This window comes from Methanobrevibacter oralis (assembly GCF_001639275.1).
GTDB lineage: Archaea > Methanobacteriota > Methanobacteria > Methanobacteriales > Methanobacteriaceae > Methanocatella > Methanocatella oralis.
In genome coordinates this window covers 1-20000 of record NZ_LWMU01000114.1, presented here as the reverse complement: position 1 = coordinate 20000, position 20000 = coordinate 1, and the positions used below count along the sequence as shown (strand labels likewise).

The following is a 20000-nucleotide window of genomic DNA, read 5'->3' as shown; positions in this document are numbered from 1 at the left end:
TCTCTTAATTTTTTTCTTTTTTATATTTAGCATAAAAACCATCAGTATCTGCATATATTGCATAAAAACCGTATTCTTCTGCTTTTTTTATTGATGATTTAATATATTCTCTTCCCCAAGAAGTAATAGCTTTTGCACATTCAAATGAATACCATCTAAAACGTGGAAAACCATAAATACCATACATAGTGTTAGCAAGTCTTTTAATAGCTTGCTGTTGTACATTTAATGCTTTTTTTTCAGTTTCATCATTACTCTCTTTCATTTCACGTTTAATTCTAAAACGCTCTTGTAATATTTTATCAATAACTGATGGAATAAACCCTTGGGGAGATTTTTTAAACTTAAGTCCATGTTCTGGAGATATATTATACTCATTTTTATTTTCAATCTCACCTAAAACCATAACATCAGGAGATATATTTTTAGAAATAATAATACTAGGATATAGACTTCTAAAATCAAATTGAACAAGATTTTCGTGTAATCCTTTTTCAGGTTCTCTTACATATCCTCCTTCATTATCCTCTGCTGAAGCCCTATCTGCAAAATTAGAACCTGTTTTATTTGGAACAATTTCTTCATCAAAATAAGCCTGTTTTACTAAAAACCATTCGGCTTGTTGACCAGTTGCCATACGACTTACATCAAACAAAGGTTGACCAATAATACGAGTAAGCTCTAAATTAAGAGGTAAAGTTTGTTCAGCTATTTTTAAAGTTGAAACAACATCATCTAATGAATAATCAAATAAATTATCTAATTCTTCTCCTCCATTATCCCAAAATTCCCATATCCGCTCACCAGGAACATCAATTTTTTCTTCACCAAACAGTTCATAATAAACTCTTTCTAAAGTATATCTCTCTAAAGTCATGTATCTTCTCATAACTAAATATAAATCAACATGAATTAATCCTTTAAGAGAAGCAGCATTTGCATAGCCTCGTCTAATAAATTTAACATCACTACCATCCATACCAATGTCCAAATCAACACCTAATAGTTTCGCCCTGTCTTTAATATAGGGGAAGTCAAAGTTATCTGAGTTATAACCCACAATAATATCAACATTATTTTCTTTTATAATTTTGACAAATGTTTCAATCATCTCTTTTTCAGATCCAACTTGATTTACAAAGTCATCACGAGAGCTAGAATTTGTTTTGGTTGAAATGACCTGATTAACTCCAAAATTACTAGCTAATCCAATCATGATTATTTCATCCTCATTTGAATTTGGCATTCCATGAGGATTTCTAACTTCTAAATCAAAACTCAATATTCTAAAGTTTAGAGGGTAATCATCCATACGTTTTAAAGGTTCTGTTAATTTAATAATCTCCAAATCTTGTTTTGAAGAATCTAATTTTAAAAAAGAATCAATTTTTTCTCCAATAGCTAAAACTTCAGTCATTGGAATAATATCTTTGTCCATTAAATATCTTCTGTAAAATGGAATATCAAATTCCCTAATCTGAATTACAGAATCTAAATCTCTTAAATCATCTCTAGATCTAGCTAAATCTTGCGGATTTCTAAAAGTTACTTTTAGAATAGTATTTTCTATTTGGAAATCTTTTTTAATAATCTCTTCTATTTTTACAACATCAATATTTTCTTCTATTTCTTTTTTACAAGATTTTAAATCTTTTGAGAATACATATAAATAAGGTTCAAAAGTATCATCAATTAATACAATATTTTTATCCTTTTCTTTTGAAAATAATCGAATTACAGGTTTGTCTTCATGAATAACATAATCAATATCTAAAATTACAACATTTCTCTGCATCTTAATCCCCTGAAAAATTCTCTTTTCTATAGCTATCTAAAATTGCATATGTTATTCCAAGAATTAATGGTCCAACAATAAATCCTACTATACCATATACCAATGGTCCCGATAAAAATCCAACAAGTAAAATCAACGGATGAATATCAGCATAATGACTAGATAATGCTGGTCGAATGTACATATCTACCAAACTTAAGAAAAATCCAAATATTAGTACAATTGGAATTCTTAAGTAATTCCCACCAACAACATCACTAATAGCTAATGCCCAATATATAGGCCATGGCCCAAGTACTGGAATTAATTGTAAAATACCTGTAATTACTCCTAAAAATATTCCATAAGGATATCCAAGGAGTGAATAACCTATACAACCAAAAATTCCAATTATTAATGAAGTTAAAAAGTGTCCATAAAATATACTTCTTAAAACATCTTTTACTGATTGTATTGTTTTATCAAAAAAATCTTTTGAATCAACTGGAACAAATGATCTAACAAAATTTAAACAATTATCCCCATCTTTTACAAAATAATAAACAGAAAATACTAAAATAAATAGATCTAAAGAAATGTTTGGAACTTTACTAGCTAAACTTACAATATAATTAAGAACATACCTACCTATACTTTCAATTGAAGAATTAATAGAGGAATCAAGGCTATTTGCATCAACATTAGCTGGTAAATAACTTACAATTTGATTAATAATATTTCCAATATCCCCATAAGGGTTTGAAACTAAAAAATTTGATAAAAACCCTGAAATTACAAATACAATATATGCAATTAACAATATTAAAGGAATAATAACCAGAATCATGGCCATTATAATTGAAATAGATTGAAATTTAATTTTGGAATTAATTCTAGTAGCTATCGGTTTAATACCATAAGCTAAAATTGCCCCTAAAATCACCATATTTAAAACAGGAAATATAATCATTAAAGACACTGCTAATAAAAACAAAATCAATAATATTGGAGGAGTTAAAAACTTTTCTAAATTAAATCCCATCATATCAACCTAAATTTAATATTTTACACCTGAAGCATCTCTTTTGTATTTACCAAATTCAGAAATCTGTTTAATTTGATTATTATCAAAAACTGGCCCTTCAACACAGATTCTCCACCCTTCATCATCAACACAACATTGTCCACATAGACCTATTGCACACTTCATATATCTTTCAAGAGAATACTGTGCATTAATTCCATCATTTTCTAAAATATTAAAAATGCCTTTCATCATGATTTCTGGACCACATACAAATGCATAATCATAGAAGTTATTTTTAAGTAATTCTAAAGTACAATCGGTTGCAAAACCTTTAAATCCAAAACTTCCATCATCTGTACAAGCATGAACATCAGCACCTTCATTTTTAAGTTTTTGATAAAAAAGTAACTCTTCTTTATTAATCGCTGCAACAACAACTGAAACATTATTTCCTTTAGCTAACAAATCACTAGCTATTGCATTAATTGGAGCCATTCCTACTCCCCCACCTATTAATAAAATATTTTTACCTTCAAATGAATTATTAAAAGCATTACCATAACTACCTCTAATACCTATTTTATCTCCAATTTGTAAGTTGTGAAGTTGTGAAGTGAACTTGCCAATATTTTTAACACTAATAGCTAATTCGTTATTATTAATTTGAGATATTGACATCGGTTTTTCATTTGAAAAATTCCAAACCATGACAAATTCACCAGGATTTGGAGTTCCAAATTTTTCCATGTTCCAATCAAATAAAAATGTTTTAATTGTTGGTGTTTCATCAATTATTTCTTTAATTTCAACAATTTGAGGTTCTCTTATCATGATTACAACTCCTTGTGAGCAAGTCCAACCATCTCATAAATTGAAGAATACCCTTTATCCCGCATAAATTTCTCTAAAGAGAGGTTAATTTTATTGAAAACATCAACACCTTCGTCCATAATAGCTGTACCTATTTGAACAGCTCTTGCACCTGCAAAAATAAATTCAACAACATCTTCAAATGTATATACTCCACCTACTCCAATTAAAGGGATATCTACATTTTCATATACAGAATAAACTTTACTAATTGCTATTGGTTTAATTGCACGGCCACTCATCCCTCCAAATTTATTTGATAAAACTGGACGAGCCACATCAATATTAATTTTCATTCCAGGACCTAATGTATTAATTAATGATAAACAATCAGCTCCTGCATCTTCACAAGTTTTAGCAATTTCAACAATGTCTGTTACATTTGGAGTTAATTTAGCTATTATTGGAACATCAGAAGCGTCTTTTGAAGCAGACACTATAGTATGACTTAAATTACAATCCTGACCAATTGAAGCTCCAAAACCCTCCATAGCATGAGGACATGAAATATTTAATTCAATCATATCTACATAATCTTGAACTTCACTAACTACTTTTGAAAATTCATCTGAAGTTGCACCATAAATTGAAGCAATAACTACATTATTTTCTCTTTCAATTTTTTGTAGTTCCTCTTTAAAATTAGCTACTCCCGGATTAGAAAGTCCAATGGCATTAATAATTCCTCCTTCAACACCAACAGTTGTGGGATTTACATAACCTGGATGAGGATTTAAAGAAAAAGATTTAGAAACAACTCCTGCAGCACCTGATTTTAAAATCCAATTCATAGAAGAAGCATTACTCCCCATAATGCCTGCAGCCAACATTAAAGGGTTTCTAAATTCCACCCCACTAATATTTGTATTTAACATATAAATCTACCTAAATATAATATTTATTTTCATTAATTATTTATTTAACTTTTCCTCATATTTTTCAATGATTTGTTTATAATTGTCATTTTGTAATTTTAAACTAATTACATTTGTCTTATTAGATTTTATAATTTCTTCTTTGGATTTAATTAAGTTTTTAATATTATCATCTTGCTTTTCAATAATCATGTCTTTTTGAGACAACAAACTTTCATAAGCTTTAGAAATTTTTCTAAGTTGAATCTCTAAATTCTGAGTATTTTGCTTAATTCGTTCTTTATAATCATCAATTAAAGATCTTAAATATTTAACTTGATCATGTTTATCTTCAATAATAAGGTCTTTTTCCTTAATTTTTTTCTCTAAATCATCAAGTTCCTTGATTCTAGCTTTATCATGATCGATTTTTGTATCTAATTTATCTTCTAAATTTTTCTTTTCATATTTCAATTTAGTAGAATAAAGTTTTAGTTTATTTATCTCATCATTTTTTTGAGCTAACTGAATATTTAACTCATCAATTTCACCATCTTTTAAACTGATTTCATCTTTTAAATCTCTAAAACTTTTCTTAGCCATACTCACAAATCCAAATTAATGTAATCTAATATTAAATTAGAACAATTATTTATATAAAAATATTTATTAAAAATAAAAAAAATATCTTAAAAACATGGAATGTTATATTACTTATTGTATTAAGGGGTTTTTAGCCTTTAATAGTAAAAATGAATTAATTTGTGAAAAATTATTCCCTAAAGATGAAATAATTAACCGTTTAATTCAAATTGATTCAAAAGAGATTGTTCTAGAAGAAAAAAAGATAATTGATGAATTATACCCAGATTATGATGAAATCATTATTGAATCTAATAAAAAATCATCTGACTATAATCTTGAAAAATTAAAAATCAAAACACCTAATCCGGCTGGAGACTATTTAAGAGAAAATTATGAGAAATTTGGCCTTAATGAAAAAGAAGTTGTTAAAATTTATCAACAGTTAGCTATTTATAAAATTAAAAAAGAATCTGCATCTGAAGACAAGCACTTAATTCAAGCTATTAATTCCATTGATGAGGTAGATAATGCAATAGCTAAATTGAATGAAAGAATTAGAGAATGGTATTCATTATACTTTCCTGAAATGGAAATTATTAGAAATAATGAAACATACATTAAATTAATCGCCGAAAACAAAACAAAATTAGACATCGTGAATGCTAAAAGAGAATCATTTCCTAAAGAAATTATTGATATTGAAGAAGAAATTAATCCAATGGATTTAGAAATAATGAATAATTATGCTAATTCGATTTATGGGCTTCAAAAAAGTCGTGAAAATATGGAAAAATATATTGGTGAAAAAATGGAGTCAATTGCACCTAATTTAAAACTTCTTGTAGGATCTACGCTTGGTGCAAAACTAATTTCACATGCAGGTGGGCTTAAAAGATTAGCAACATATCCTTCAAGTACTGTGCAGATAATGGGTGCTGAAAAGGCATTATTTAGACACTTAAAAAGTGGAGACAGACCTCCAAAATATGGGCTAATTTACCAACATCCACAAGTTCGTGGAGCTAAATGGTGGAATCGTGGAAAAATAGCTAGAATGCTTGCAGGTAAGATTTCATTGGCTGTTAGGAGAGATGTATTTACAAAAACATTCGATGAAAATGTTTATGATGATTTTTTAGAAAATATAGAGCTAATTGAGAAAAATAATCCATTTCCAACCAAAACTACTAAAAAAAGAAAAGAAGAAAGGTCTAAATCCAAAACTAGAAAGAAAAAATCCAAAAAGAAAAATAAAAGGAGATAAATCATGAAAGTTTATTCTAAAGATGGAAAGATAGCTACTAAAAATTTAACTCCAGGAATATCGGTTTACGGTGAAGAATTAATTAAAGAAAATGAAGAGTACAGATTATGGAATCCTAGACGTTCTAAATTAGCTGCTGCTCTTTTAAATGGATTAGAAAATTTAAAGATTACTAACACTTCAAAAGTTTTATACCTTGGTGCTTCAACAGGAACAACTGTTTCACACATTTCAGATATTGCAATTAATGGAAGAATATATGCCATTGAATTTTCACCAACTACAGCAAAAAAATTAGTTCAACTATCACATAGACGACTTAATATTGCTCCTATTTTAGGTGATGCAACAAAACCAAAAGAATACATGAATATTGTTGAAAAAGTTGATTTAGTATATTGCGATGTTGCACAATCAAAACAAAGTGAGCTTTTTATGAAAAATATGAATTTATTTGCAAAAAATGGTGGATTAGGGTTTTTAGTGATAAAATCTAGGAGTATTGATGTAGTTCAAAAGCCAAAAAGGATATTCAAGCAAGAAGAAAAAAAATTGAAAGAGAAAGGATTTAAAATTATTGAAAAAGTAAAATTAGAACCCTTCGAAAAAGACCATATGGCATTTCTAGTTGAAAAAAATTTTTAAAATAAAACAAGTATTTACATACATATTTTAACGAAAAAACACCCATTACAATATTTAATAAAATAGGATTAAATAATAAAAAAGTATTACTTCAATAGCTTTTTATACTATAAAATAAAATATTATATATGCTAATGCAAATTAAAAATAAGTTCATTAAAAAGACCTTTAGGTTAATTCACTCGAAAAGTCACTCCATTTAACTAATGCCTAAAGGTATGAACTTTTTTTATAAAATAACTAATTTTAATAAGAATTTTTTTTGATGGTTAAAAATCTTGCTTTAAAGCAAAAAAGTATTACTAATTTAAGCCTAATAAATCTAATTTTATAATGAATTTATCAGATAATAATATACTTAGAAAATATAATATCAAACATTATTTCTAAACAAAAAAATATCAAAAATATTAAAATAGCAATCAGACAGTTTAATTTAGTAACACCTAAATTATATAATAAGAAGATATCCTAATTAATATTAGATTAATATAATTAAAAATAGGTCTAAAATATAGTGATGTTAGAAAAAAATAATTAAAATAAAAATATCTGAATATAAAATAATTAAATCAAAAGAATAAAAAAAATTGTTTTAAAGATTACTAGTATATAATTAATCAATTTTTTGAGAAATCACATCGAAAATTCCTTTTGCAATATTTTTTTTAGATGAAAGTGGAATTTCTAAAATATCATCACTAACAATTAAAACTTCATTATCGTCAGATCCAAAATGACAACTATCCTGAGAAATATCATTAGCAACAACTAAATCTGTTCCAGCATTGTTAATTTGTTTTTTAGCACAACAAATTAAATCATCTCTTGAAATATTAAATTCGGCTTTAAATCCAACAAGAAAAATATCTGGATTGATTCTTTTAATTTGGCGAATGATTTTTGTTGTTGGTTTTAAATTAAGAAATAGAGAACTTGAAGAATCTAATTTTTTATCGAATTTATCTATAAATTCAAAATCAGAAACAGCAGCAGTAGATATGAAAATATCATAATCCTCAACCAAAGACAAAATAGTATTATTCATCTCCATACTTGTTTCAACATTAATAACATCAAATAAGTAAGAAATATGGACACTAACATTAGCTACTACTAAAGTTACATCAGCACCTCGAATATATGCTTCTTTTGCAAGAGCTAAACCCATTTTTCCAGATGATTTATTAGTAATCCCCCTAACAGAATCAATAGGTTCATAAGTTCCACCCATACTTATTAAAATCTTTTTACCTTTAATCATGTCATTCATTATTTAAGTTAATTAATCTTAAAGATTCTAAAATAATATCTTCTTGGAAAGGGAATTTAGCTTTACCTTCATCCATTCTAGGTTCCATAAATTCAGCAGACCCCTCTTCTTTAATTTTATCAATATTTTCTTTAATCGCAGATAACATTGAATCATGCATGGATGGAACAAATAAAATGGGAGTATTATGCCCATATGCAGTTATTAAAAGTGTAGAAATAGGATCATCAGCTATTTTATGTGCAAATTTACTTATTGTATTTGCGGTAGCTGGTGCAACTAATATCAAATCCTCTTGAGAGTATTTAACATGTTCAATTTTACCTGTCAACTTAGTTACAACTTCACTACCAGTTGCAAATTCCATTGCATTTGGATGAATAATTTCACAAGCAGCATCACTCATAAAACATTTAATTTCAACACCATTTCTTTTAAAATCTCTTGCTAATCTAATTGCTTGAGTAGCAGCTATACTGCCAGTGACACATAAAATAATCATTTAATAACCTCATTAAAAAAGAAAAATTAAGCAAATTGAATATCTTTTACAATATAATCAAAGACATATAAATTTGCTTCAAATTGATCAAGTGGAGCACTATATAATAAAACACATGCTTGACCATTCTTATCAAACCAAACAGCTTTATGTTCCCTAATTACTCCATTATCTGTAGAAGTATAAATATATTCATAAGCAGTATTAGTTCCAATAGCAACCTCACCAGATGAAATTAACTCAAATGAAGAATCATACTCCATAGATTTATATGTATTTTCAAGATAAGAACTTAAATTTTCACTAATTGCTCTTTTCTCTACATTAATATTAACTTGTCCAATTCCCGCAGAGTCAATGGAATCCAATTTAGAAATTGCCATGACAGAATCATTAGAACTTGCTTGAGAATAACCCCAATCAGAAGGATAATTCATTATAATACCCCCTTTTGATAAAGTTAACATTTTAGTTGCATTATCTTGAGTATCTGCACTAACATTAACTATGATACAACTTAGAAGTAGAATAATAGCGATAATTATTATACTAACACTAAAAACTTTACTTTTCATAATATCACCTTAGAAATCATTCTCCACTATTTCCATTATCAATAGTTCCCCCACCATCAGAGGAACCTCCATCAGAAGAGCCCCCTCCATTATTATCAGAAGAACTACTTCCCCCATCAGAAGAACCTCCTCCATTATTATCCTGAGGCACATATGATGAAGGATTATCAGTTGACCCCGTATCAGAAGCATCATCTGCATTATCAATATTTTCTTCAGATGAAGTATTTGTATAAGTAGCATTAGTTTCATTTGGTACAACAGCTTGAATTTCAGGGAATGCTGTATCATGCACTATAGCTACGGCAGAAGTTTCTGATACTGTTTCATAATCAAAATTAAATATTCCATAAGCAACACCAGCAGTAAATGCTATTACCAATATTAATAGTAAAATTAACTTAAACGTATTGCTTTCAACACCAGTTTTTTTCTTTTTAAATGTTTCATCGCCTTTTTTAGGATTGATGATATATTTTTGAACTAAATCTTCTTCTTCTTTTCTTCTATCTCTGGTAGGTTTTTTATTTATTTTATGAGCTTTATTAGATTTTTTGCCTTGCATAGATCTAATTCTATTAGTAGCTTCTCTTGCATCAATTGTATTTAGTTTATCTTCATATTTTGAACGAAAATAACTATATTTTTCTGCAGAAATTCTACCACTTTTATAATCAGATTCTAAACTACTCATAATTGCAAGAAGTTTATCTCTATCACTTGGCATACCTACCCTCCCCGAAATTTTTATAATAATATTAATTTTATATAAATGTTAATTATATAGTTTACCTAAATTCAGGATAAGAACCTAGAACCTTTAAAAAATATGTTTGTTCATCAATTTCATTTAAAATTTTTCTAATTACATCATCTTTTCTATGACCATAAAAATCAACAAAAAACAAATATTTACCTAAACCTTCTTTAGAAGGCCTTGATTCAATCTTAGTCAAGTTAATATTTTCTTTTTCAAAAACACCTAAAATTTTATATAAAGAACCTGGTTGATCTTCATAAATTGAAAAAATAATAGAAGTCTTGTTTATTTTTGAGGGTTCACAATCCTCCTTTGAAACAACAACAAAGCGAGTTTCATTATTATCATTATCTTGAATATTATCTTTAAGAATTTTTAAATCATATAATTCTGCAGATTTTGCATTACCAATAGCTGCTTTAGTATTATCCCCAATTATGCTCTTTACTGCACTAGCTGTACTAACTGCATAGTGAGATTTCATATCATGATTGTTTATAAATTCTTGACATTGTGCTAATGCTTGTGAATGAGAATAAACATCTCTGATATCTTCAATTCTTGTTTTTGGATTTACAATTAAATTTTGATTAATAGGAAGTATAATCTCTTTAAAAATTTTTAAATCAAATTTATTAGCTAATGAATCTAAAGTAATTCCAACAGGCCCCTCAATTGAATTTTCAATAGGAACAACACCTAATAAAGACTCTCCATTATCAACACTTTCTAAAACTGCTGGAATAGTACAATATGAAATTAAGTTATTTCCTAAAATACTGGCAGCTTCATGTGTAAATGTTCCTTTAGGACCTAAAAATGATATTAAACTTATTTAAATCCCTCCAAAAAATAAAAAAGAAAGTATAGCAATAGCTATACATAATTTAAGATTCTAATCTTCCAATTAGTCTTACAATATCAGTTTGTGTAATTATACCCACAACTTCATTGTTTTCAACAACTGGTAAGCCATTATAACCTGTTTCAACCATTATTCGAGTTACTTCTGAAATAGACATGTCTTTTGTAACAAATTTAGCATTTTTAGACATGATATCTTCAACAAGAATTTCTTTGATTTGAGCTTTTTGATATTTTTCAGGGACATTTTTCTTAAAATTAATATAAACCCTCATCAAATCTTTTGAAGTAATAATACCTACTAATTCGCCATCATCAACAACAGGCAATCTACCAACATTAGATTCTAATATTTGTCGTCTTGCATGAACTAATCTTTCAGTTGAAGATACAGAAATAATATCTTTAGTCATTATTTCTTTAACAGAAATTTTATTGAATGCAATTCCGTCTGCAAGGGTGATTATATCAGCTTTTGAAACAATGCCCCTCATTTTATCTTCGCAAATTACCGGAACTGAACCAATACTATTTTCTATCATTAAACTTGCCACATCACCTAATCTCATAGTTTCTGGAACGGTTATTAAATCTTTTACCATCACAGATGAAACATGAAGTCTTGAAGCAGGAATGTTTTCATATTTTGATGATCCAAGTTTATTTGCAATATCCCTTTCTGAAATAATACCAACTAATTCTTTATTATTCAATACTGGCAAACGTGAAATATTGTTTTTACGTAGTAATTTTAAAGCATCCGAGAGGCTTTGATCTTTATCGATTGTAATTAGCTCTTCAGACATTAAATTTTTAATTTGCATATCATCACTCCATAGATTAATGATTATAATTTTTTAACTGCCCTTAAAACATCTCTTTCAGTTATAATACCTATAACTTCATCATCTTTAATTACTGGTACACCACCAATGTTCTTTTCAGAGAAAATTTCGCATAAATCACCAATTCTTTCCATAGGCCCAATAGTGACCACATCTTCAACCATAATTTCAGAAACTTTATGATTTAAAACTTCACTAGCTGCATTAGAACTTAAATTATCAAATAAATCTTTAGCATTGAAAAATCTGATAATGTCTGTAGAAGTTACTATACCTAATAATTTTTTAGGAGCTTTAGATATGTCTGCTTCACCACCAACAATAGGAATCCTTCTTAAACCATTTCTAAACATTATTTTAGACGCACTTTCAATAGGTGTTCCTGGAGTAGTTGTGAATACTTTTGTAGCCATGTAATCTTGAGCAATAGCCTCTGTAAGAACTCCAGCTAAGGATAATGCAATATCTCTTTCAGTTACGATACCTACGAGTTTTCCATCTCCATCAACAATAGGAATAGCTCCTACACGATCTGATAACATAACATTAATAGTCTCATCAATAGAAGCCTTGTTAGAAAGTGAAATAACATCACGAGTCATTATTTCTCTAACTGGTTCATTAATAGCGGCTAAAAAGTTATCCTCATATTTATTTTCAATAATGTTAAATTTACTCCCTCCACCTAAGAAGTCTAATATATCCATTACTGTAATGATACCTAATACCTTTCCAGAACCTGGATCTGTAACTGGTAGCCTTCTAAATTTATGTTCCATCATAACTTCAGCAGTATCCTTGATACTTTTAGTAGGAGGAATAGATACAACATCTTTAGATGCAATAGCCATTATATCTCCTTGCCTATCATGAACTTTTGTTTCATGTTCAACTGAGCCTCTATTCATAGATTTTCTCACGTTAATGGATGTTTTGTCTTTCATTTTCATACCTCTAAATAGTATCTATATGCCCGAAAAAATCAAATCAAAAAAACAAAAGTCCCCTATTCAATATTTAAAATTTTATGAATCTGAGGAATGGTGGAAACTTCAAAATATTGCCCAACAATCTCGGAAAACTCAAATAATTTAAAATTAAGACCTTTCCAATCACTTAATGGACTAGACGGTTGGATAATTATTTGAATATTACTTTTGTTTAAAACATTTTCGGATAATTTTTCGATTACCTCACGAATTGACTTAATTTTAGTTGAAGGCAATATAACTACTTTACAATATACACTTATGGATTTTGATATTAATAAATTTAGTGATTTGATTTCATTAATAAAAATATTTTTATCGAATTCTTCATCAAAATGTTCATTTAGCTTAATATCAAGTGAAACAATATCTAATTGTTCAATTAAGTCAATATTATTTGGTAAAGTTCCATTAGTTTCAAGCATTATTTTTAAATTAAAATTTTTAGAAACTTCGCTGATAAAATCAGGATATAAACTTGGCTCACCACCAGTGAATGAAATTGTAGCACAATCCGGTGTCAAAATTTCATTAATTTTAGATACAACCTCACGAACACTCATTAATGTACCTGCATTTTTAGATTTACTATCTTGAGTATCGCAATAACTACAATTTAAATTACAACCTGCAAATCTCACAAATATTTGTCTCTGGCCAATTAATGGACCTTCACCTTGAAAACTTGAAAAAATTTCAATAATAGGGACTTTCATTATAAATCTTTCCTATAAAGAGCTCCCTGACCAATTCCTTCATTAACACAAACTGAAACATATTCTAAATTTTTATAATCCTCAGATAGCTTTTTAGCTAATGTTTCTGCAAAAAATTTAGCTAATTCCTCAGCAGATGTGTAAGGAAGCGGTAAAAAAACACAGTCCTGAGATGGAAGAGAGTAACCCTTTTTGTTAATCTTAAAAGAAAATGTTTTTAATTTCTTTAAAGTGAAAATTGAATCCTTTTTCTTATCAAAATCTTTAATATAAATTAAATTATTGTAAATTGGAATTAATAGTCTATGATCAAGTTCATCACAAATTGCTCTTGTATAGGATTTTATATCTTTAAAATCGACCACGAATTCAAAATCCCCTTGCCTTTCTCCTTCAATTTCAACATCTACAAAATAAGAATGACCATGAATAAATCCACATGATTCATGACCTGGAATTATATGGGCTGAGGAGAACCTTAAATTAGATTGTATACCATTAATTAAAATTTTCATTCTAACACCTTAGTCTTACTTATATCTTTTTCAATAGTTGCAATTTCACAAATGAATTTACTAACTACTTTATTAATTAAATCTAATAAATTATCTTCATTAAATACCTGATTGCCATCAACTTTAATATCAAATAAGCCAATAGTTTCTACATCATCAGGAGTTCCTAAATCCTCTAAATTAAATGCAAAATGTATTTTAGCAGAGCTTAAAGAAACACTAGCTATTGAAATACTTAATTTCCTATTATCAAAGAATATATCGTCGCCTTCTCGTTTAGTTACAATCCCATTTTCAAATAAAATCTCTCGAAAAATCATAACAAGAAGTCTTTGGCGAAGATAAGCTATTCTCATATTAGCTGGTTGACAATCAAAAAATTCACAAATGAAATTAACCATTGCATTAGACTTAATTTCCAAACCAACATCTGCAAAATCTTTTAAATTATCGGGAGTAATATTTACTGGACCAATCCAAGTAATTACAGATGAACCATAAATACCAAACTGATTAAATGCCCAAGAAGGATTAATTTGGCTTCCATCATACTCAAAAATTTCATTGATGTGTTTATGAATAATACTCATAAGTTAATTTTAGATTATGTTTTTATATAAAAATTTGCAACATTACTAAAATAAAATTTAGGAGAATTTTATTAAAAAACTTCAATTACATCACATCATTTAATAATAATTTTACTAATAAATTTACCATAGTAATTAGTATTTTTAGGAGAAATGAATACTTTATGAACACCTCTTTTAAAATTTTTAGTATTTAAATAAGCTAATCCTTTATTGTTTGTTTTAAGAGTGCGTGTTTTGTATTTCTTACCAATAGAAATCTTAACTTTAATCTTAATATTTTTTACTATTTTTTTAGCTTTTTTATTAATTAATTTAATAGTAAATTTTTTTGATTTCTTATATTTAGCAACTATTTTTGGTGCTTTAATAGTTAAAGGTGTTTTATAAATCTTAAATTTTGATTTTAGAGATTTAATCTTATAATTTCCATTTATAGCATTGATAACAATTGAATAATGGCCCTGATTAAAATTATGTTTTAAAATAGCCATCCCTTTAGAATTTGTAGTTACATAATAATTTTTAAACTTATTTTTAGATAAATAAATTTTAAACAAAAACTTAACTCCTTTAATAGCTACTCCATTATTATCTACTAATTTAACATATAAATGCTCATTTGAATTATAAAAAATTCTTAAATTATAACAAAACAAAGAAGTATCACGCTTAATAACCGATAAAGAAGATTGGTTAATTAAAATACTATTAAAATCATAACAAAGTTTACCACTCTCATTAATATGGTAATAATCACTTTTTTTAATATATGAATCCAATATCTGTTTAAGATAATATTTAATATTATAATTTCCAACACTTAAATTAAAAGGTAAAGAAACCCTTGCAAATCCGTTTTCATCAATAATGCTTTCCAAATACAAATTATAATTTTTATTATAAATATGTACTTTAAAAATATCATTAACAAAAGGTAATCCTTCTTCATCAGTTAACTTAATAATCAGTTCACCATTATATAAAACCGGCATATTAACAGTTAAAACACGACGAGCATTAACTGAAACATTTTTTAAAAAACTATTTCCAATTAAATCCCCATCATAAAAACCATTGACAACACCCCCAATGAATCTACAACTAGGATTAGAACCTCCTATTATAAATTCATATTTAAAAGAAGGAGGGTTATCTTTAAAAGATGTGTTAAATATTTTTCCATTATGCCCCTCCCATGCAACAATTCCTCCATCCCCATAACCATGGTTACCTGAAAATGAAGAATTTATCAGAGTACCATTAGCACCAACCCAATAAATAGCAGCTCCATTAGATATTAACTCATAATTGTTCAAATTTGTAAAATTATATGGTGCTTTAGCATTTATTATTTTTAAGTTCTTCAATATAACATTGTTCGAAGAGATATAAAATATTCCAGATAACATTTGTGCATCTAAAATAGCTCCATCACCTCTTCCTTCAATAACAAGAGACTTATTAACAATTATTAAATTACCCTGACCATAATAAGTTCCATTAAGTTGTATAGTATCATTTTCTTCTGAATCATCAATGAGCTTTTGAACATCCGAAAAACTATTTTGACTATTATTATTTTTTCCAAATACCTCTTTCACATTACTATTACAATACTCATCAGAATTATCTAAATTAATATTTTTATAATGAGTATCATTTAAAACTACATCATCTTCACTTAAATTAACATCAACTGCACATACATTACTCAGACTCAATAATGCTACAAAAATTAATGTAATAATTAAAATTTTATATTTCAATCTAATCACCATAAAATTATTTTTTCTTAATAACAATTGAACTGTAACCACTAACAGAATAATGATCATCTAACGAACTAATTGTTACTTTATGAGTGCCAACAGAAAACATTGCAGTGTTTAAATAAGCCATTCCTTTATTGTTAGTAGTTATAGTATAAGTTTTATATTTACTTCCAGTGTAAACCTTAATACAAATTTTAAGATTGCTAATTATTTTACAACTACTTTTATGTTTAACAGTTACTTTAAAATAACTTTTAACTTTATAAACATTAATTACTTTCGGAGCACTAACAATAGTATTTGCTTTAGAAATTTTAATAGTGCTTTTAACTTTATTAAATTTCACATATTGATCTCCAGAATAAACATGAATATTATGTAAACCAATACTCAAACTGGAAGCACCAAACTTAGCAACACCATCTTTCCCCGTAGTGACTGTATAAATTTTGTAATTAGAAGAGGTATACACTTTTATTTTCAAGTTAATACCCACAATTATTTTATTTGTTTTAGTATTAAATACTTTAATATTAAATGTTTTCCCTGATTTATATGGAGAACTATAAGCATTTAAACTCAACTTGGCAGGAGCATTACAAACAGTGAAAGTTAATTTCTTACTTGAAGATTTATAAATAGAGTCTCCAGCAAAGCTAATAGTAACAGGATATTTATTATTTTTTAGTTTTATATTTAAAATAGCTTTACCATTATTATCAGTCATTTTATAATAATTTTTACCATTAATATTAATAGAAATTTTTTTACCACTTAAAAATTTAATGCCTGATTTAATAGTAATTATTAAATTATCACCATAATAACACCAGTAATTACTACTTATTGAAGAAGATTGTTTATTAATTGTAATCCACACAACTTTATCCGAACCTGTAAAATTATCATCACCACCAAAAGAAAAAATCCCCCGATAATTTCCAATGTTAAGATTTATCTTCCAAATAACTTTGCCATTAAAATCACTGACTAAAGAATACTTACCTAAAACTCTACTGCTATTAATTTTATCAAGAATAGTTAAAATAACTTGCTTACCCACAATAACATTACCACTACCATCCTTTAAAACAGCAACCAAACTTTTATTATCACCATAAACCATAGAAATATCACTAGAACTAATACTACTCATACCAACATCAGAACTAAAACCAGTATATGCTTTAATACACAATTTAGGGCAAAAATACCAAGTATTATTTAAACAGATATAAGAAAGATTAGAAGATTGTAAAGAAGAAAATGGAACTAAATAATTATTATTATTCAGAATTATTCTAATTTGAAAAGTATCATTTTGTGTTAAATTAATATAATCATTTTTATCTAAATCAAATGTATGATACCCTGCACAAATATCAGTATATACTTTACTAAATCTACATAAATTATTTACTATAATTTTAATTGTGCAATTAGTATTTTGTAATGCATAAAATCCAATAGCTACGATTGTTTCATTAGACTCTGAAATAAACATGTTAGATAAAACTATAGAAGTATTAGTAAAATTTTTATAAGCAAGGATTCCTAAATTATCAGATTGATAAATAGATTTATAATTAGTTACATTTTCAACATTAGTAAAAACAAAAGAACCAATTCCTCCAAATGAACCAAACCAACCTAATGAAGGATCTTCATAAGAAACATATAACAACTTTCCAGTTGCACTATCTTTAATAATAAATGCTCCATTATTTTTTGGAACAAAAGATATGTTATTCCAACATATACCCTCACCATCTTCAAAAAATTTTAAAGTTCTTTTAAATGCATTTGCAGAATAACTATCATCCCAACCCACGATAACAACAGAATGACCACTCACCATGTTAGAAATCATATTTTTAACTTCAGAAGTAGATTTATGGAATATTTCTTCCCAAGGAAAATAATAAGTATTACCTTCAACATAATTTGAATCCAATATCATATTAGTTGCTACAGCACCATGCTTTAAAATAGCTTCTTTAATATGATTATTATCTGAAGAATTATAACGTGATGAAATAAACAATACATCTTGAACATGTTTTAGAGGTGAAAAATATTCATAAGAATAGTTTGTACCATTATAAGGATCATTAATCTCATTTATAGGCCCACTCCAACGAAGTAAATAAGCTAAAGCTAAAAATAAATTACCTCCCTCAAATTTACTAGATCCATTTATTCCTCTTGAACTCATCACATTTTTAAGATGATTTTCAGAAAAATCATTAGAAAAATTATAAGAAATATTTTCAGATTTAAGTAAAAAAGATTCTAAAGCAGAAATAACTGCAAAAGACCAACAATCGCCATAAATTTGTTTTTTAATGGGACTAATCCATCCATAATCATCTAAATTATAATATATGGGTAAATTACTGTAATTTATATTAATTAACTCATGAGGAAAATAAATTGATGTTCCAGAAGAATAAGAATTTAAATTGATAAAATTATTATAATCCTCTTCAAAAACATCATTTAAAAGAATATTTTTATTAGTAAAATTCAAAACTACTGAACCAAAATTACTTGCATTTAGTCCTTGATTATATTTTAACCAACTTAAATAATCTTCATCAAGATAATAAGTTCCATTAACCATATAAATCACATCTGGATAACATATTCCACCCAAATAATAATCTACTCTATTTTCAAATGAAACATAGTATATTCCACCAATAGGAACTGTATAATTTTCACCCGAATATAATTTAAATGTGTGATTTTTACTAGAAATCAATAAAAAATCATTATTTTCAAAATTAGAATTATTAACATCCAAATAAAAACCACAATCTATAAGATAAAGTAAAAAAGAAGAATAATTTGATCCATCTTCTTTTAGATTATCATAAAAAAAGCTAACATTATAATCAAAATCACCAACATCACCCGAATCATTCAAATCACCAACATCACCCAAATCATTCAAATCACCAACATCACCCAAATCATTCAAATCGATATTACAATCAGTTGCAGAAATAACATTAACACCTAAAATAAGAATAAATAAAATAATAATTAATATACCCTTCGTTTTTATTAATGAAACATTCAAATCCATTATATCATTCTCTCCTGAAATCATGAATATTAGTTCAAAATATAAAATAATATTTAATAATTTTCATTAATAAAATAAGTGATATATAAAGTTATGGTACATTAAGCATTTCGACACTTTCAAAAACTTGAGTGATTTTTAGAAAATCGTGTTGTCTTTGTTCCAATACATTAGTTTTAAGTCAAATCTTTTTAAAATTCCTTTTTTCGATTTGAATAATTTTTTGATATGTTTGGGGAAGTTTTTTAGGAAGCAGTTTTCTATTTTATTTGATGTTATTGGTATTTTTGAATCATTCAGGTGATTTGTGATTTTTTTGAATTCTGGGATTATTAATTTTGAAGCTAAATCTTGAATAACTTGTGGAATGTTGGATTCTAAATAAAATAGTTGATTTCTTTTTTCTTGTGCTTCATTTATTGATTTTGCGTTGATAATATTGAAAAATAGTTGTTTATAGTTGTGTATTATTTCTATTTCTTCTTC

At 27.0% G+C, this 20000-nt stretch carries 19 protein-coding genes and 1 pseudogene; 2 read left to right on the top strand and 18 right to left on the bottom strand.

What is annotated here, in order from left to right:
• Positions 1-4: 4 nt before the first annotated feature.
• The 5 genes from MBORA_RS09030 to MBORA_RS09010 are packed head-to-tail and all read right to left on the bottom strand — an operon-like array spanning position 5 to position 5128.
• A complete protein-coding gene (locus MBORA_RS09030) occupies positions 5-1795 on the bottom strand; it encodes a DNA-directed DNA polymerase (protein WP_063720570.1) in 1791 nt (596 codons plus the stop codon).
• A gap of 1 nt (position 1796) precedes the next feature.
• On the bottom strand, positions 1797-2816 hold the full coding sequence (locus tag MBORA_RS09025) for an AI-2E family transporter (RefSeq protein WP_042691766.1): 1020 nt from the start codon (positions 2814-2816) through the stop codon (positions 1797-1799).
• A gap of 15 nt (positions 2817-2831) precedes the next feature.
• On the bottom strand, positions 2832-3632 hold the full coding sequence (locus MBORA_RS09020; RefSeq protein ID WP_042691769.1) for a dihydroorotate dehydrogenase electron transfer subunit: 801 nt from the start codon (positions 3630-3632) through the stop codon (positions 2832-2834).
• A 2-nt stretch (positions 3633-3634) separates the two neighbouring features.
• Positions 3635-4546 (bottom strand): dihydroorotate dehydrogenase, encoded by a 912-nt coding sequence (locus MBORA_RS09015; protein ID WP_042691771.1) that lies wholly within the window; start codon positions 4544-4546, stop codon positions 3635-3637.
• Between the two features lie 36 nt (positions 4547-4582).
• Positions 4583-5128 (bottom strand): coiled-coil domain-containing protein, encoded by a 546-nt coding sequence (locus MBORA_RS09010; RefSeq protein ID WP_042691774.1) that lies wholly within the window; start codon positions 5126-5128, stop codon positions 4583-4585.
• A 94-nt stretch (positions 5129-5222) separates the two neighbouring features.
• Between MBORA_RS09010 and MBORA_RS09005 the strand changes: the two genes are divergently transcribed.
• Both MBORA_RS09005 and MBORA_RS09000 read left to right on the top strand, forming a co-directional pair.
• The gene (locus tag MBORA_RS09005; RefSeq protein ID WP_063720569.1) at positions 5223-6374 is read left to right on the top strand and encodes an NOP5/NOP56 family protein; all 1152 of its coding nucleotides are present in this window, start codon (positions 5223-5225) and stop codon (positions 6372-6374) included.
• Positions 6375-6377: 3 nt separating this feature from the next.
• Positions 6378-7019, top strand: a complete 642-nt coding sequence (locus MBORA_RS09000; RefSeq protein ID WP_042691777.1) for a fibrillarin-like rRNA/tRNA 2'-O-methyltransferase — start codon at positions 6378-6380, stop codon at positions 7017-7019.
• A gap of 616 nt (positions 7020-7635) precedes the next feature.
• Here the strand turns inward: MBORA_RS09000 and MBORA_RS08995 are convergent.
• The 13 genes and pseudogenes from MBORA_RS08995 to MBORA_RS11005 form a co-directional block, all read right to left on the bottom strand.
• The gene (locus tag MBORA_RS08995) at positions 7636-8253 is read right to left on the bottom strand and encodes a phosphopantothenoylcysteine decarboxylase (RefSeq protein ID WP_042692157.1); all 618 of its coding nucleotides are present in this window, start codon (positions 8251-8253) and stop codon (positions 7636-7638) included.
• 31 nt (positions 8254-8284) lie between these two features.
• On the bottom strand, positions 8285-8794 hold the full coding sequence (locus MBORA_RS08990) for a flavoprotein (protein ID WP_042691779.1): 510 nt from the start codon (positions 8792-8794) through the stop codon (positions 8285-8287).
• A 26-nt stretch (positions 8795-8820) separates the two neighbouring features.
• A complete protein-coding gene (locus tag MBORA_RS08985; RefSeq protein ID WP_042691782.1) occupies positions 8821-9369 on the bottom strand; it encodes a PsbP-related protein in 549 nt (182 codons plus the stop codon).
• A 16-nt stretch (positions 9370-9385) separates the two neighbouring features.
• Positions 9386-10096, bottom strand: coding sequence for a hypothetical protein (locus tag MBORA_RS08980; RefSeq protein ID WP_063720568.1), 711 nt, complete (start codon positions 10094-10096; stop codon positions 9386-9388).
• Positions 10097-10157: 61 nt separating this feature from the next.
• Entirely contained in the window at positions 10158-10964 is an 807-nt protein-coding gene (pheA, locus tag MBORA_RS08975) for a prephenate dehydratase (protein WP_042691785.1), read from the bottom strand.
• A gap of 52 nt (positions 10965-11016) precedes the next feature.
• Positions 11017-11817: a CBS domain-containing protein gene (locus MBORA_RS08970; RefSeq protein WP_042691787.1), complete on the bottom strand. Its 801-nt coding sequence runs from the start codon at positions 11815-11817 to the stop codon at positions 11017-11019.
• Between the two features lie 23 nt (positions 11818-11840).
• Positions 11841-12782, bottom strand: coding sequence for a CBS domain-containing protein (locus tag MBORA_RS08965; protein ID WP_042691791.1), 942 nt, complete (start codon positions 12780-12782; stop codon positions 11841-11843).
• Positions 12783-12844: 62 nt separating this feature from the next.
• Positions 12845-13543 carry a 7-carboxy-7-deazaguanine synthase QueE gene (locus MBORA_RS08960; protein ID WP_042691792.1) on the bottom strand — a complete coding sequence of 233 codons (699 nt, stop codon included), beginning with the start codon at positions 13541-13543 and terminating at the stop codon, positions 12845-12847.
• Positions 13543-14058, bottom strand: a complete 516-nt coding sequence (locus MBORA_RS08955; protein WP_042691794.1) for a 6-pyruvoyl trahydropterin synthase family protein — start codon at positions 14056-14058, stop codon at positions 13543-13545. Before MBORA_RS08955 ends, MBORA_RS08960 begins: the two co-directional genes overlap by 1 nt.
• The gene (locus MBORA_RS08950; protein WP_042691797.1) at positions 14055-14648 is read right to left on the bottom strand and encodes a DUF366 family protein; all 594 of its coding nucleotides are present in this window, start codon (positions 14646-14648) and stop codon (positions 14055-14057) included. Before MBORA_RS08950 ends, MBORA_RS08955 begins: the two co-directional genes overlap by 4 nt.
• 95 nt (positions 14649-14743) lie before the next feature.
• Entirely contained in the window at positions 14744-16417 is a 1674-nt protein-coding gene (locus tag MBORA_RS08945; RefSeq protein WP_156482718.1) for a right-handed parallel beta-helix repeat-containing protein, read from the bottom strand.
• A 16-nt stretch (positions 16418-16433) separates the two neighbouring features.
• On the bottom strand, positions 16434-19538 hold the full coding sequence (locus MBORA_RS08940) for a C1 family peptidase (RefSeq protein WP_157944490.1): 3105 nt from the start codon (positions 19536-19538) through the stop codon (positions 16434-16436).
• A gap of 114 nt (positions 19539-19652) precedes the next feature.
• A pseudogene (locus MBORA_RS11005) lies at positions 19653-20000 on the bottom strand (hypothetical protein); the annotation flags it as partial.

Bases quoted from the DNA above. Each gene is read 5' to 3' on its own strand.
- MBORA_RS08955 (WP_042691794.1), bottom strand. From the start codon at position 14,058: ATGAAAATTTTAATTAATGGTATACAATCTAATTTAAGGTTCTCCTCA.
- MBORA_RS08965 (WP_042691791.1), bottom strand. From the start codon at position 12,782: ATGAAAGACAAAACATCCATTAACGTGAGAAAATCTATGAATAGAGGC.
- MBORA_RS09025 (WP_042691766.1), bottom strand. From the start codon at position 2,816: ATGGGATTTAATTTAGAAAAGTTTTTAACTCCTCCAATATTATTGATT.
- MBORA_RS09010 (WP_042691774.1), bottom strand. From the start codon at position 5,128: ATGGCTAAGAAAAGTTTTAGAGATTTAAAAGATGAAATCAGTTTAAAA.
- MBORA_RS09020 (WP_042691769.1), bottom strand. From the start codon at position 3,632: ATGATAAGAGAACCTCAAATTGTTGAAATTAAAGAAATAATTGATGAA.
- MBORA_RS08985 (WP_042691782.1), bottom strand. From the start codon at position 9,369: ATGAAAAGTAAAGTTTTTAGTGTTAGTATAATAATTATCGCTATTATT.
- MBORA_RS08960 (WP_042691792.1), bottom strand. From the start codon at position 13,543: ATGAAAGTCCCTATTATTGAAATTTTTTCAAGTTTTCAAGGTGAAGGT.
- MBORA_RS09030 (WP_063720570.1), bottom strand. From the start codon at position 1,795: ATGCAGAGAAATGTTGTAATTTTAGATATTGATTATGTTATTCATGAA.
- MBORA_RS08980 (WP_063720568.1), bottom strand. From the start codon at position 10,096: ATGCCAAGTGATAGAGATAAACTTCTTGCAATTATGAGTAGTTTAGAA.
- MBORA_RS09005 (WP_063720569.1), top strand. From the start codon at position 5,223: ATGGAATGTTATATTACTTATTGTATTAAGGGGTTTTTAGCCTTTAAT.
- MBORA_RS08940 (WP_157944490.1), bottom strand. From the start codon at position 19,538: ATGATTTCAGGAGAGAATGATATAATGGATTTGAATGTTTCATTAATA.
- MBORA_RS08970 (WP_042691787.1), bottom strand. From the start codon at position 11,817: ATGCAAATTAAAAATTTAATGTCTGAAGAGCTAATTACAATCGATAAA.
- MBORA_RS08995 (WP_042692157.1), bottom strand. From the start codon at position 8,253: ATGGGTGGAACTTATGAACCTATTGATTCTGTTAGGGGGATTACTAAT.
- MBORA_RS09000 (WP_042691777.1), top strand. From the start codon at position 6,378: ATGAAAGTTTATTCTAAAGATGGAAAGATAGCTACTAAAAATTTAACT.
- MBORA_RS08990 (WP_042691779.1), bottom strand. From the start codon at position 8,794: ATGATTATTTTATGTGTCACTGGCAGTATAGCTGCTACTCAAGCAATT.
- MBORA_RS09015 (WP_042691771.1), bottom strand. From the start codon at position 4,546: ATGTTAAATACAAATATTAGTGGGGTGGAATTTAGAAACCCTTTAATG.
- MBORA_RS08950 (WP_042691797.1), bottom strand. From the start codon at position 14,648: ATGAGTATTATTCATAAACACATCAATGAAATTTTTGAGTATGATGGA.